General features: G+C 47.7%; 14 protein-coding genes. 6 read left to right on the top strand and 8 right to left on the bottom strand.

What is annotated here, in order from left to right; genetic code table 11:
• Nucleotides 1-2: 2 nt before the first annotated feature.
• Complete coding sequence (locus ABD846_RS10785) at nt 3-782, bottom strand: DUF4197 domain-containing protein (RefSeq protein WP_344826561.1); 780 nt, start codon at nt 780-782, stop codon at nt 3-5.
• 142 nt (nt 783-924) lie between these two features.
• On the opposite strand from ABD846_RS10785, the gene ABD846_RS10780 reads away from it, so the two are divergent.
• From ABD846_RS10780 to ABD846_RS10770, 3 genes are read left to right on the top strand one after another with little or no spacing between them, the layout of a single operon-like run.
• The gene (locus ABD846_RS10780) at nt 925-1,752 is read left to right on the top strand and encodes an alpha/beta fold hydrolase (RefSeq protein WP_344826558.1); all 828 of its coding nucleotides are present in this window, start codon (nt 925-927) and stop codon (nt 1,750-1,752) included.
• Nucleotides 1,749-2,891 carry a glycosyltransferase gene (locus ABD846_RS10775; protein WP_344826555.1) on the top strand — a complete coding sequence of 381 codons (1,143 nt, stop codon included), beginning with the start codon at nt 1,749-1,751 and terminating at the stop codon, nt 2,889-2,891. The genes ABD846_RS10780 and ABD846_RS10775 overlap by 4 nt, the downstream gene beginning before the upstream one ends.
• Nucleotides 2,892-2,904: 13 nt before the next feature.
• Nucleotides 2,905-3,315, top strand: coding sequence for a hypothetical protein (locus tag ABD846_RS10770; RefSeq protein WP_344826552.1), 411 nt, complete (start codon nt 2,905-2,907; stop codon nt 3,313-3,315).
• A 54-nt stretch (nt 3,316-3,369) separates the two neighbouring features.
• Here ABD846_RS10770 and ABD846_RS10765 read toward each other — a convergent pair whose 3' ends face one another.
• From ABD846_RS10765 to ABD846_RS10750, 4 genes are all read right to left on the bottom strand, one after another.
• Nucleotides 3,370-4,509, bottom strand: coding sequence for a pyridoxal phosphate-dependent aminotransferase (locus tag ABD846_RS10765; RefSeq protein ID WP_344826549.1), 1,140 nt, complete (start codon nt 4,507-4,509; stop codon nt 3,370-3,372).
• Nucleotides 4,510-4,592: 83 nt separating this feature from the next.
• Complete coding sequence (locus tag ABD846_RS10760; protein ID WP_344826546.1) at nt 4,593-5,099, bottom strand: response regulator; 507 nt, start codon at nt 5,097-5,099, stop codon at nt 4,593-4,595.
• Nucleotides 5,100-5,193: 94 nt separating this feature from the next.
• On the bottom strand, nt 5,194-7,818 hold the full coding sequence (locus tag ABD846_RS10755; RefSeq protein WP_344826543.1) for a tetratricopeptide repeat-containing hybrid sensor histidine kinase/response regulator: 2,625 nt from the start codon (nt 7,816-7,818) through the stop codon (nt 5,194-5,196).
• 24 nt (nt 7,819-7,842) lie between these two features.
• Nucleotides 7,843-9,330, bottom strand: a complete 1,488-nt coding sequence (locus tag ABD846_RS10750; RefSeq protein ID WP_344826540.1) for a peptide MFS transporter — start codon at nt 9,328-9,330, stop codon at nt 7,843-7,845.
• A 153-nt stretch (nt 9,331-9,483) separates the two neighbouring features.
• Between ABD846_RS10750 and ABD846_RS10745 the strand changes: the two genes are divergently transcribed.
• Genes ABD846_RS10745 through ABD846_RS10735 form a run of 3 tightly spaced genes read left to right on the top strand, consistent with a single transcriptional unit; the run spans nt 9,484 to nt 11,970 of the window.
• The gene (locus ABD846_RS10745) at nt 9,484-10,359 is read left to right on the top strand and encodes a YicC/YloC family endoribonuclease (protein ID WP_344826537.1); all 876 of its coding nucleotides are present in this window, start codon (nt 9,484-9,486) and stop codon (nt 10,357-10,359) included.
• 14 nt (nt 10,360-10,373) lie between these two features.
• A complete protein-coding gene (locus tag ABD846_RS10740) occupies nt 10,374-10,994 on the top strand; it encodes a gliding motility lipoprotein GldH (protein WP_344826534.1) in 621 nt (206 codons plus the stop codon).
• 4 nt (nt 10,995-10,998) lie between these two features.
• Entirely contained in the window at nt 10,999-11,970 is a 972-nt protein-coding gene (locus tag ABD846_RS10735) for a sensor histidine kinase (RefSeq protein ID WP_344826531.1), read from the top strand.
• Between the two features lie 8 nt (nt 11,971-11,978).
• Here the strand turns inward: ABD846_RS10735 and ABD846_RS10730 are convergent, their stop codons facing one another.
• From ABD846_RS10730 to ABD846_RS10720, 3 genes are read right to left on the bottom strand one after another with little or no spacing between them, the layout of a single operon-like run.
• Nucleotides 11,979-12,398 (bottom strand): hypothetical protein, encoded by a 420-nt coding sequence (locus ABD846_RS10730; RefSeq protein WP_344826528.1) that lies wholly within the window; start codon nt 12,396-12,398, stop codon nt 11,979-11,981.
• 20 nt (nt 12,399-12,418) lie between these two features.
• Nucleotides 12,419-13,084 (bottom strand): hypothetical protein, encoded by a 666-nt coding sequence (locus ABD846_RS10725; RefSeq protein ID WP_344826525.1) that lies wholly within the window; start codon nt 13,082-13,084, stop codon nt 12,419-12,421.
• A gap of 30 nt (nt 13,085-13,114) precedes the next feature.
• Nucleotides 13,115-13,678, bottom strand: coding sequence for an RNA polymerase sigma factor (locus tag ABD846_RS10720; protein WP_344826522.1), 564 nt, complete (start codon nt 13,676-13,678; stop codon nt 13,115-13,117).
• Nucleotides 13,679-13,683: the final 5 nt, after the last annotated feature.

The raw sequence follows: 13,683 nt of genomic DNA, 5'->3' as shown, positions 1-13,683 counted from the left end.
GTCTATTTCATCACGGAGCCGAAAACGCGGGTGATCAGGTCGCTTCCTGTTCCCACAGGGTCTTTCCTGATTGTTTTTTCCTGCTGGGCGATCGTCACGAAGAGTCCGCTTAACGCGCGTTCGGTGATATACCCTGTAAGATCAGTGTTTACTTTGTTTTTGATAATGGGTAACGAATTGTAACTGGTAAATACCTGCGACCAGAGTTGCTCCACATTGTATTTGCTCATAGAGCTGGAAATAATGGGACGGAATGCTGCTGTAAGCTGTGGCGTAGTGCGTGTTTTCAGCAGTTGTGTTGCCGCATCGTCAGAACCTTTCAGGATTTCGATACCATCATAAATTGTGAAAGACGAAATGGTGCTTGCGAGGATTGGTAATGCCTTGCCGGAAGCGTCTTCTGCGGCGCGGTTCATCGAAAGTACCAGGTTGTCCATCAGTTTGCCGAACCCGAACTGGCGCATTTTTGACTCAATTGTGCGTACTTCCGGGGGCATGAGTATCTTAATAAGTGCATTGCCGAAAAAGCCATTGGTGGCAGAAAGATTTTTAGTGGCAGTCTGAGCACCCAGCTGCAGTGCTTCGCGCAAACCTCTGACTACTTCATCATTACCCAGCAGATTGGAAGATACCGGCTGTTTGGTTGATCCATTGGACTGCGTGGTACTGATACCGTTGCCGGAGCCGGATTTGATCTTATTCAGAAGACCGCTTACACCCTGCGCTTTAGAATAGTTGATGCACGCGGCGATCATGAGTAACGACACCAATGCTTTTTTCATAGAAATGTTGCGTTTGAATTTTAAACACAACAAATATAGTGCCAAAATTCAGTTTTCCGAAGCAAGCAGGACTAATACCAAATGTATTTTCCGCGTTTGCTGTTTAATATGTAATTTACAGCTACTTTATTCTGTTTGAGCGATGGATGGACAATCAGGGTTTATTTCAGTAGCCGGTCAGAATCTGCATTACATACGTTTTGGCACCGGTCCCAGGGTAGTGGTTGTATTTCCGGGCTACGGTATGCAGGCAGCGGCCTTCTCGTTCCTGGTCCATGAAGACTATTCCGTCCTGAGCTTCGATCTGCCTTTTTCCGGTAAGTCGGAATGCACGCCGGGTTTCCGTATGAAACGCGCCGACCTCAGCGCGTTGCTGCACGAAGTAGCCAACGAATTTCATGTAAAAAAAGTGGGTCTGGCCGGATTCAGCATTGGAGCACGGGTGTGCTTGTGCGCTTTTGAAGCCGCTCCGGACAAGGTTTCCCATATGGTGCTGGCCGCTCCGGACGGGCTCGGTAAAGAGTGGCTCTATCGTTTTGTGACAGGAACCGCTGCGGGAACCCTGTTGTTCAAAAGGTTTATAGGTAAAGGAGAGCGCTACATACGTCTGCTGCAGTTCATGAATGCCCTGAGCATTATGCCCCACCATAAATTCCGTTTTGTCATGCAATACATCCGTACCGCTGAAGCCCGCGAACGGCTTTTTAATATCTGGATGAGTCTCTCGGAACTGATGCCGGTTCTGGAAAAGATACGGCGAGAAAGCAGCAACAGGCAGGTTTCCGTACATATTCTTGCAGGTAATGCAGACACTGTAATTCCCTTACGCACGATCAGAAGTTTTGCCAAACGCGGATCTCAGGTATTTTTGCACTTATTTGAACGCGGTCACAACTTATTGCAGTTCGATGAAGTGAAGGGGACTTTCTGCTCCAGGCTCTTTAACGTGACCGCTACCGCTAAGACATGATACTGACCGGCCTGTTTCTGTTACTTACTGCGGCATACCTGCTGCTTTTTGTTTGTTATCTGTATGGATGGCTGCGCACACCTGTTGCAACCACCGCGGCCGGATTTGTCCCGGATGAATCTGTTTCCGTAGTCATCGCTGCACGCAACGAAGAAGCGGTCATCGGAGCTTGTATACAAAGCCTGCTCGCTTTGCATTACCCGGTACATCTGCTTGAAATAATTATTGTGGACGACGATTCGTCCGATGCCACGGCGGCCGTAGTATCGCAGTTCGCGCGGGAAAACGTGCGTTGTATCCGGGCTCCCCGTCCTGTTGCTTCGGGTCCGGGATCGGCGTTTAAAAAGATAGCGCTGGATGCCGGGATTCATGCCGCGAAAGGGGAACTGATCGTTACCAGTGACGCCGACTGTACGTTCCCGTCTGAGTGGCTGAACCAGATCGCGTTCCGGTACAGGACCGGGCATCCGGTAATGATTGTTGCACCTGTTCGCTTTCAAAATGACGGTTCCCTGTGCGAACGCTTCCAGGAGTTCGACTTCATGACGATGCAGGGAATTACGGCTGCCACCCGCTATTGGAACTGGGGTGTTATGTGCAACGGGGCTAATCTCGCTTTTTCTAAAGAAGCATATCAGTCGGTGCAGGGATACAACGGGATAGACCATATCATTTCCGGAGATGATTACCTGCTGATGCTAAAGATGCTGCAGCATTATCCGGATCAGGTCTGTTACCTGAAGTCTGCCGGAGCCGCAGTTGTAACGCAGCCGCAGCCAGACTGGAAATCTTTCATACAGCAACGGTTGCGCTGGTCTTCAAAATCGGGCAGGTATTCGGATCCTCGTATGGCTTTTATACTTGTACTGGTTTATCTGTTCAATGTGTCATTGCTGCTTGCCTCAGTCGGCGCTGCATTCAGCCTGTTTCCCGTTCGGCTGGTATTGCTTTCTTTCCTGTTGAAGGTATTTGTGGAAACAGTGTTTCTTGCGTCAGTGCATCAGGTTTATCCGCTCCGGAGAAGTTTATGGTATTTCCCTCTGTTGCAACCGTTACACATAATTTATATAACTTTAATTGGCGGGATGAGCCGCTTCGGCCGTTTTGAATGGAAGGGTCGTAAGGCTGTGCAATCCTGATAAATACGTTGATATGGGAAAATTATTTATCGGACTATTGCTCGCATTATTGCTGGGTATCACCGGATATATTTATTGGTTTTACTATCGCAGCTATGGTGACGGATTACGGGAAGGGTATTTCCAGAAGTTTTCACGTAAGGGAAATATATTCAAATCCTATGAAGGCGAATTGCTGCTGGATGGCTTCGGTCCGCGCCGTGTGATGCGCAATGCGTCTCTTTCTGCCAACTATTTTTATTTTTCCGTGGTAGACGAGGCTATTGCAGATTCGCTCGAGCGATGTGTCGGAAAAGTAGTTACACTGCATTACACACAATATCTGCGATCACTTCCCTGGCGTGGCGATAATTACAACGGACGTAATTCTGAAAAAGGGCAGTATATCGCCGACAGGATTGTAAAGTTAGAGGAGCTTGAATAAAAAAAGCGGACACCCGTCAGGTGACCGCTTCACTGATATAAATAATATTATCGCTTACTGCAGCAGGCCCAATGCATATTCGATGCGCTTGATCGCTTCAATCAGGTTATCCATAGAAGTTGCGAAGGAGATGCGGATGTTGTTCGGACTGCCGAATGCAGCGCCGTCCACCACCGTTACAAGCCCTTTATGCAGCAGGAACATGGCAATATCTTCCGAGGTATTCATTACATCTTCCCCGTCTTTTTTCCCAAGGAAGGCGCTGATGTCGGGGAATGCGTAAAATGCGCCGGAAGGATTGTTGATCCTGATGCCCGGTATTTTTGCAAGACTGCGGATCACATAATCTTTACGTTCTCTGAACGCCTTTACCATATCCATACTGGGAGTATTGTCTTCGAGCAGGGCTGCTACAGCGGCTCTCTGCGCGATGGAATTGGTGCCGGAAGTGAACTGAGATTGAATTTTTTCACAGGCAGCTGCGATTTCTTTTCTTGCGGCAATGTAGCCCAGGCGCCAGCCTGTCATCGCATAACCTTTGGAAAAACCGTTTACCAATACAACGCGGTCTTTAATAGTATCGAACTGAGCAATACTTTCATGCTTGCCGGTATAATTGATGTATTCGTAAATCTCATCACTGATGATGTAGATATGCGGATGTTTTTCAAATACCGATACGAGCGCCTGCAATTCTTCGCGTGTGTATACACTGCCGGTAGGGTTGCAGGGTGACGAAAAGATAAAAAGACGGGTTTTGTCGGTAATGGCGGCTTCCAGTTGTTCCGGACTGATTTTATAATCGTTCTCGATTCCACACGGTACATACACAGGTACGCCTTCCGCAAAAGAAACCTGCGCTCCGTAGGTGACCCAGTAAGGGGTAGGGATGATCGCTTCTTCTCCCGGATCGATCAATGCGAGTATGGCATTGGCCAGCGATTGTTTGGCGCCGGTGGACACAACAATCTGGTCCGGTGTGTACTCAAGTTGGTTATCGTTTTTCAGCTTGGTACATACCGCGTTTCGTAACTCTGGTATGCCCGCAACGGGTGTATATTTCGTGTATCCTGCCTCAATCGCTTTTTCAGCTGCGGCACAGATATGTGCGGGTGTTCTGAAATCCGGTTCGCCCAGGCTCAGATCTATCACGTCCATTCCCTGTGCTTTCAACTCGCGGCTAAGCTTAGCCATTTTAATTGTCTGTGGTTCCGATATTCTGTCTAGTCTCTGGGCTAATTGCATGAGTGAAAATACTTAAAAAATGCTACGATCGGCTAAAGTCTGCCACCGTTTAACAATAACAAAGCGCTGAGTACCAGTATTCCGATCATCGCAATAATGAGAAAGCGGATGCTCTTTTTGGAAGATTCATATGCAAAACGGGATTCTTCCAGTTCCGCGATCCGCTTGAGCGTATTTTCCATTTTGGAAAAAGTGGTTTCTCCTTTTACGATATAATCGTAAGCTCCGTATTTCATACTGTCCACAGCTACCTGGATCTTATCCTGGCCGCTGACCATGATCACTTGCGTATCCGGATATTGTTCCTTGATCTCGCGCAGGATCTGTACGCCGTTTTTTGCCGCGTTATTATGGGCATTCAGATGGTAGTCGAGAATAACAATAGCCGGACTCAGGCGCATGTTGCTCAGGGCTTCCTCACCATTATCGAACAGATGAAACGAAAAGTTGAAACGCTCGGCAAGATAGTCCTTCAACATCTCGTTCTGGATGGGTTCGTCATCCACCAGGAAAACTGTCTGGTTTGGTTTTTTCGCCATAATATGGTTTTTTATTTGGTTAGTATAAGTTTACTGCAAGGTATTGCAGAAAATTCTAAAGTGGAAATTCCCGGCGTTGTTTTTTCGAAATGCTTTACCGGCCGATATATGCATTGAGTTCGTCGAACGCTTTCACACATACTTTGTCCAGATGCGCCGCAAGATCTGCGATCATCCGGATGTGGGCCGCTTCTCCGGCACTGTGCTCCAGGAGGAATACGTGGCTTGTTTCTTCCGGAACACCCATATACCCCAATTGCGGTTTGAGGGAATGTGCGGCAATCTTAATGGCCTCCAGATCTTTCCTGCCAAGCGCATCTTTTACCTGCTGCAGCAGTTTAGGTGCGTTGTCCAGGAACATCCTGATATATTTTTCCTGCTTTGCCTTGTCTCCGTTTGTGAATTGTGTGAGGAAAGCCATATTGGTCACCTGTTCGGGAATATCCAGCGCAACGGTACCTTTCTTTTGCTCTTCCGCTACCGTCTCTATATGCGCACCGCCGACCATCTCGCTCATTTTGTTCAGCAAGTCGTTTTGCTCGAACGGCTTCGACACATACGCGTTCATGCCGATGGAAAAATAAGTTTTCACATCCTCTTCCATCACGTTGGCCGTCATGGCAATCAGTTTCGTTTCGTTTTTCGGCGCAGGCAGCTGACGGATGATCTTCGTTGCTTCAATGCCGTCCATAACGGGCATGCGTATATCCATAAGCACCATGTCGTAGTCATTTGCCTTTACCTTATCCACCGCTTCTTTTCCATTTGCCGCTACATCGATACGGATACCCGGCAGCAGTGATTTAAGCGTTTCCGTAGCTACCATCTGGTTGAATTCATTGTCTTCGGTAAGCAGTATGTAGCAGTTCTTCAATCGCCCGATCATTGCAGGGTCGATGGTCTGTGGCTGTGCTTCGGCCTGCATTGCGGTTGCGCGCTCAAAAGGTATCTGCACACTGAATACACTCCCTTTTCCCAGCTCCGAGCTTACGTTGATCGTTCCGCTCATCAGCTCTGTCAACTGCTTCGAAATGGCAAGTCCCAGCCCGGTGCCGCCAAACTTCCTTGTGGTATCCGACGAGGCCTGACTGAAACTTTCAAACATCTGCTTGCGGAACTCTTCCGAAATGCCGATGCCCGTATCTTCCACATCAAAACGTACCACAAATTTTTCATTAACATCACTGATCAGCGTTGCCTTCATTTTTACATAGCCCTTTTCGGTGAATTTGATCGCATTGCCGCAAAGATTGATCAGGATCTGCTGCAGTCTCGTGGGGTCTCCGAGCAGATTCTCCGGGATCGATTCGTCGTATTCAGACTGTAGCTCGATGCCTTTTTCTTTCGCTTTCAATCCCAGCATATCTGAAATGACGTGGATGACCTTTTTTACCGAAAATGAGGTTTTTTCGATCGTCATTTTCCCGGCTTCAATCTTGGCAATATCGAGAATGTCGTTGATGATCACCAGAAGATTATCTGCCGATTCACTGATCGCATTCAGATATTTCAGCTGCTCCGGAGTCGGATTTTTTTCAAGCAGTAAATTCGTCATGCCCACAATCGCATTCATAGGAGTGCGTATTTCGTGACTCATATTGGCGAGGAACTGTTGTTTCAGCTCCGCTGTTTTTTCTGCTACTTCTTTCTCTTTGTTCGCAAGCTCCACCTGCTGGCGGATCTTGAGGTTGCTTAATTTGTTCAGCGTGGTCTGCTGGAAGATTTCTTCCTTCAGCTTTTCAAATGTTTTCAGATGCCTGAATGCTTTGGGGATATCACCCATAAGGTCATACAACTCACTCAGGGTTTCATGCAGACTCATCACATCATGCCTGCGACGGTATTGCACGGCCAGGTCCAGTGTGTGGGTCAGTATTTTCTGCGCCTCCGGATATTTACCGTAGCGCATCTGCAGCAGCGCAAGATAGTAGCGGCAGGAGATCTGCACTTCCAGTTGACCCATTTCGTCAGCTTCCTGGAGCCCCCGCTGCAGGTAATACTGAGCCTGTTCGTTGTTGCCGAGTTTATAGTTGACTTTCCCGATTCCGCTCAGCGACAGGGCATGCATCCCCGTGCCTTTATCGGAATGTTGCAGGTTTTCTTCAAAATAGCCCAGCGCTTCCTTGAGTTCGTTCTGCTTGAAATAAATATTACCCAGTACATGGTACAGCAGGTTCAGCCGGTGAATGCTCTCTTCCCTTTTTAATATCGGAAGTGCTTTCAGCGCAAACTCAAGCGCATTGTCGTAGTCGTAGAGATCGTAGTGTATGTAGGCGATACTGCTCAGGTTTACTGCCTGAGAAGCAAGGTCGTTCTGCTGCTCATTCAGTGCGAGGGCGTTTTCAAAATTATTCAGGGCATTTCCGAGGTCTCCGATGTCACGGTAGATATGCCCGAAGTTGTTATAGATACGTGCCAGCAGCGAGCGGTCTTTGGCTTCCAGCGCCATTTTTTCGGCCTGCTGTAAGGTACGGAGCCCTTCGTCATAATTACCCTGTTGCCAGAAGCACCATCCACGGATGTTCAGTGCACGCCCTAATCCGATCTTGTAGTGGATTTCATTCGAGAGCTGCTCGATCTCCCCGCTTATTTCCAGCGCCCTTTCTATATCATAGTTCCGCACTTCGATGGCCATTTCAACCATTTTATTGATGCGGTCTTTGGGTGTTTGGATCGTTTCCAGCTCGGCTGCAAGCTCGAGATATCTTTTGCTGTCCATAATCGGTTATTGGCGTACTGAAAATTATTTTACATCCTGCATCAGCTTACGGATAACAGGTGAGATGCAGATCAGTATCACACCTGCCACCAGCGAGTAAGTTGCCAGCTGGTAATATCCGTCGGTATAAGCATGCAGCTTGTCCAGCAAACTGGCACCTTCATTCGATTTTGATATTTCCGCGCCCAGTTTTCCGGCTGCCAGCTGACCAAACGCGCTCGCCAGGAACCAAAGACCCATCATCATGCCGAAAAGTCGTTTAGGGGATAGCTTCGTGATGATCGACATGCCAATAGGCCCGAGACAAAGTTCACCTATCGTTGTAACGAAATAGGCAAGTGTAAACACATTCAGCGATGCAATGCCGTCTGCTGTTGCGAAAAAGCGCGTATAGTAAAACAGGTAAAAGGATGCAGCCAGAAACAGGAAGCCGATCCCGAATTTGATCAGGGTATTGGGTTCGATTTTGCGTTTGGCAAGCCATATCCAGAGCAGGCCGATCACCGGACTTAGCACGATCACGAAAAAAGTATTAGAACTGTTGTTGACGATATTCGGGTCTATGTCGATTCCCAGCAGATTATGGCCCAGGTTGTCTTTGGCGAAGAGGGATAATGAGCCTCCGCTTTGTTCGTAGATCGCGTTAAAAAGAAAATAGAAGAAGATGAAGGAAAATGCCGCCACCAGCTTTTTCTGGATATTGGCCTGACCCACTTTGATCACCTCATAAATAAAATATCCCACGGCAGCCGCGCCTACGGTATACATGAAGTAGTCGGTGTATTTCGTGTTTTTCACCATGATAAAGATCAGCGGAATGCTCGCCAGAGAAAGCACATATACCGCGATCTCACGCGCCATTCGTTTGGGAGCAGGCAAGGTTGCGAGCGGAGACTCTCCTATCGGCCCGAGGTGTTTTTTCGTGAACAGGAAAGTGAGCAACCCCAATGTCATTACCACAGCGGCGGCCATAAAACAAAGGTTCCAGGAAACGTATTTGCCCAGGTAGATGCACAACGCACCACCCAATAGCCCCCCAACGTTGATCCCGGCATAGAAGAGCCCGTAGCCCGCATCCCTGCGGGAATCGTGCGGATGATACAGTTCGCCTACCATCGACGATATATTCGGTTTAAAGAACCCTGTTCCGATAATCGAGAATGCAATACCGAAGTAAAACATTTGCTGTGGTGCAAATGCGATCAGAAGGTTTCCCAGTATCATGACGATGCCGCCAAAAAACAGCGAACGGCGGAAGCCCAGTATCTTATCGGCGAAGATGCCTCCGATAAACGTAAACGCATATACGAAGGCCTGTATCGCGCCGTATTGCAGGTTGGCAGCATCATCTTTGAGCAAGAGTTGATCCACCATGAATACGGTGAGTACCCCGCGCATACCGTAAAAACAGAAGCGTTCCCACATTTCGACGGTAAACAGATACCATAACTGTTTCGGGTATTTCCCTTTAAAGTCCTGGATTTCGGCTAAAGTGGGCGTTGTTGTCTGCATGAGCTTTATTTTAATGGCACCAAAATAAGTGATATTTTCACATCCTAAGCGCTTTTCAAGCAGACAGCGCTGATAACGCCGGAAAATATTTTTGATAAATGCTGTTTTTAAAATTCCTTTCCGGATTTTTGCAGACAAAGTTTAACCACATTTATGTTGTATTCAATGACCGGCTTCGGCCGTGCGGAAGCTGTCTTAGGGGCTTTCCAGGTGCTGGCTGAAGTGAAATCTCTGAACGGGAAGCAATCAGATATCAATACGCGTATTTCACCGCTATTGCGCCCGTACGAGCATGAGATCCGGAGTCTGGTAAATAACAGGCTCACGCGGGGAACCATTGATCTGACCATGACGGTGAAGCAGGACGGGGTGGCCAAGCCAATGTCTATCAACGTGCCGCTTGCCGTTAATTATTACCAGGGGATGAAAGCGATTGCCGAACAACTCGGTCTTCCCACAGAAAACGTTCTCGCGACGCTGATGTCGCTGCCCGAAGTGGTGGCTGCCGATCAGGAAATGCTCAGCGAGGAAGACTGGCTGGCAATTAAGAATGTATTGGAGCAGGCGCTTAAAAATCTTTCACTGCATCGGGAGAAAGAAGGCGTAGTATTGGAAGCCGACCTGCTTTCCTGCATTTCTGCAATAGAGAAAGGGTTACAGGAAATTCTTCCGTTCGAACCGGTGCGTATGGAAAAGCTGCGCAGTAAAATGCTGAATGGCCTGGAAGAAATGGTCGGTGTCGCCAACGTCGACAAAAACCGCTTTGAACAGGAACTGATCTACTACATCGAAAAAATAGATTTTTCGGAAGAGAAGGTCCGTCTTACCCAACATTGCAACTACTTCAGGGAGATCATCGCGGGTAAAGACGAGGTAAAAGGCAAGAAGCTGGGTTTCGTATTGCAGGAAGTAGGGCGTGAGATCAATACTCTGGGCTCAAAAGCGAATGATGCTTCCATCCAGAAGATCATCGTTGGCATGAAGGATTACCTGGAAAAAGCAAAAGAACAAGTGTTGAACGTACTTTAACTCCGTCTTCTATTATGAAAATATTATCCCGTGTTGCTTCATTCCTGCTGTTGCTGCCGCTGTTCCTGATCGGAGGCTGCGTTCAGTCTCCTTATTTTCAAAAGACCTACGATATACCGGGCAATAAATGGAAACTGGACTATCATCCTTCATTTGTACTCGATATTGAAGATACCACGATCCATTACAATATCTCCTTCCTGATCCGTCACACCAATAATTACCCGTATTCGAATATCTGGCTGAAACTCGGTATCAAAGGGCCGGGCGACACTACATTCACAAATACACGTGTTGAAGTGCCGCTGGCCACTCCGCAGGGACAATGGCTGGGTACCGGTATGGGCGAGATTTATGAACAACGCCGGATGATTGTGGTAGACCATAATGCAATACCGGTCACGCTTGATCTGGTGTCGCTTTCAGAAAATTCATACAACAATCTCTTTTCAAAAAAAGGCCGTTACGAGATCCGCCTGGAACACAATATGCGCGATAATATGCTGCCGGATGTGTTGCAGGTGGGATTGCGCATCGAAAAAAGTTCCAAGCGCAGCAATGATGTAAAGCAGCCCGCAGTAAAGCTTCCGGGCACAGACACCTCGGCAACTTCCGTACGACCACCTGTTTCCTGACCATATGAAGACAACCGGTATCTTATATCTGTTGCTGCTCGGTTATATTATTGCGGCGCTTTCTTTCTGGTGGGTAAGCCTCGAGAAACAGAGTCGTATTATTTATGCGCAGGAACTGTCTTCGCTGGAGGCTTCCAAGTATGAATTGCGGAATAAAGAAACGTACCGGCAGTTGCGCGCAGATATAGAGTCCGAAAAATCCAAGCGCAGTAAGCAATACCTGGGTGAAGGACTTACTTTCCTTTTTGTGATCCTTGTGGGCTCTTCGGTTGTATTCACCACACAACGTCTGAGTGCGAAGCTGGGCAGGCAGCAGAATAATTTCATGCTTTCGGTTACGCATGAACTCAAATCGCCGATTGCCGCTATCAAGCTTACTTTACAGACGTTGCAGCGTCATCAGCTGGACGAAGAGCGGAAAGCCAAATTGCTTGGTAAATGTATCGACGAAGCGGATCGCCTTAATGAACTCTGCAATAATGTATTGCTTGCGTCGCGCGTAGAGGGCGGGCAGTATGCGGGACAACGCAGCATGGAAGATATAAGCGAGGTGGTGCAAAAAGCATTCCTGGTCTATTCTGGACGTTATCCGGATCGTTTTCACCTGAAATCTGCCGATGCGGATGTGCGTGTGGAAACCGATGCCTCTCTGCTGGAACTGGTGCTGAATAACCTGCTCGAAAATGCAATTAAATACACACCGTCTTCCACTCCCATTGAATTAGAGATCGGCGCTACTCCTCAAAAAGTGTCTATTTGTGTGAAAGACCGCGGAAACGGCATTCCTGATGGGGAGAAGAAAAAGATATTTGACAAATTTTACCGCATCGGTAATGAGGATACGCGCAAAACAAAAGGTACAGGACTGGGCCTGTACCTTTCTAAAAAAATTATCCGGCAACTGGGTGGAGAACTGCTCGTAAAAGACAATAAGCCTTCAGGAACGGTTTTCGAAATTCAATTGCCGTTGAATTAAGCGAACTGCTAGCGTTTTCTCAGCTTTTCGATCAGCATTTGTTTGAATTCCCTTTCGGCCTGGTACAGATCCACCAGTTGCTGGGCACTGATCACCCTCAATAATTCGGCCTTATACTTTTTGCTCAGTTCGAGGTCTTTTTCCTTGTATTCGATATTGTCATCAATAAAGCGATTGGCATCGTAGCCGTCCACATCTCCTCCGCGACCCCGTGCAAACTGATCCCGGTATACACGGCGTAAAGAAGCACGCTCATCCAGGTAACGGTTATACACTCCCCAGAAGCGGGCATTTTGCTCCGGTGGTAAATTCAATCTTTCAGTAATATAAGCGACGCGCAGGTTGCGTACGCGTCCCGATCCGTCTCCCTGTGCCTCCGCTTGCCAGCTGAACAGGATCATGATCAGTATTGTTATAAATCGTTTCATTGTGTTGCAGTGTTTTTCGTCTAGTTCCACCCGGTTTCGTCCAGGTAGTTTCTGATCTCCTCGCTGGACAAATTTATGTCTAATTTGCCATTATCGGCAGACTCTGAAGATGCGAGTCCGTTGATAATAATATCTGTGTCGAAATCATCCAGGTTTGCTTCCACATAATCACGGATATCTTTCTGGCTGGCAGCCTGAGCGAAAGCCGGATTATGCTGGTTGTGAATGTTTATAACGCCCAATCCGACAAAAAGAATCAATGCAATGGATGCGGCGAGGCGTACCGTTCTGAACAAAGGCACCCGCTTGCGCTCGGGCAGTACCATATGATTACGCGCTTTTACAAGCACTTTTTGCGGCAACTGATCGAAATAGTTTTCCGGAACATTAAACGGCATTTCTTTAGACCATGATTGTCCCGGCTCCTGCTCCGAAGCGATTTTTGCGAAAATATTGTTGTTTAATTGCCGGAAATAATCCGCCCCGGGAGCCACAAACGGCATTTCCTTTTTCAGGGAAAGCTCCGGATCCGGCATGCTGATAGCAGAAATAGTTTGTTCCAGCTCCGAATGCATTTGAGCAAAGTAATTGCCCGGAACCTGAAATGGCGTGGATAATGGAAGTGTCGTCAAAACATCGGCCCCTAACTCTTGCAATTCATCGTGAATATGTTTTGCGCGTTTCATAAGACTGTGACTGTTAGATTAGTTAAAGGTTTAATGATCTTTTAAAAAGGCTTCTATTTTTTTCACTGCATGGTGGTAAGATGCCTTCAATGCTCCTTCGGTGGTGCCCAGTACTTCGGACATTTTTTCGTAAGGCATTTCATCATAGTATCGCAGGTTGAACACCAGTCTTTGCTTTTCCGGCAGGGTTTGAATAGCCTGTTGCAGTTTCCACTCTATCTTATTGGCATCATATCCCTGTTCCGATTTCAGACGGTTGCCCATTCCGTTGCCTTCTTCATCGTCGCTGATGGTAATGGAACTCCGGCGTTTCTGCTGTTCCATCCAGGTAAGCGTTTCATTCGTGCCGATCCGGTACAGCCAGGTGTAAAAATTAGATTCCTCCCGGAACTCACCGAGCGCACGCCACACTTTTATAAAAACATTCTGCAATATATCGTTCGTGTCTTCATGGTGGATTACCATGCGGCGGATATGCCAGTACAGGCGCTCCTGGTAACGGCGGATCAGTTCGGAGAACGCCTTTTCTTTCCCGGCTTCCTCCCTGAAAGCCCGTAGCAGTTCACTATCACTTAATTGCGTCCAGTCAGCCATAGATT

It is taken from the genome of Rurimicrobium arvi (genome assembly GCF_039540495.1).
Taxonomy (GTDB): Bacteria; Bacteroidota; Bacteroidia; order Chitinophagales; family Chitinophagaceae; genus Rurimicrobium; species Rurimicrobium arvi.
The sequence above is the reverse complement of the archived record's forward strand: the minus strand, read 5'-3'. Positions and strand labels throughout refer to the sequence as shown.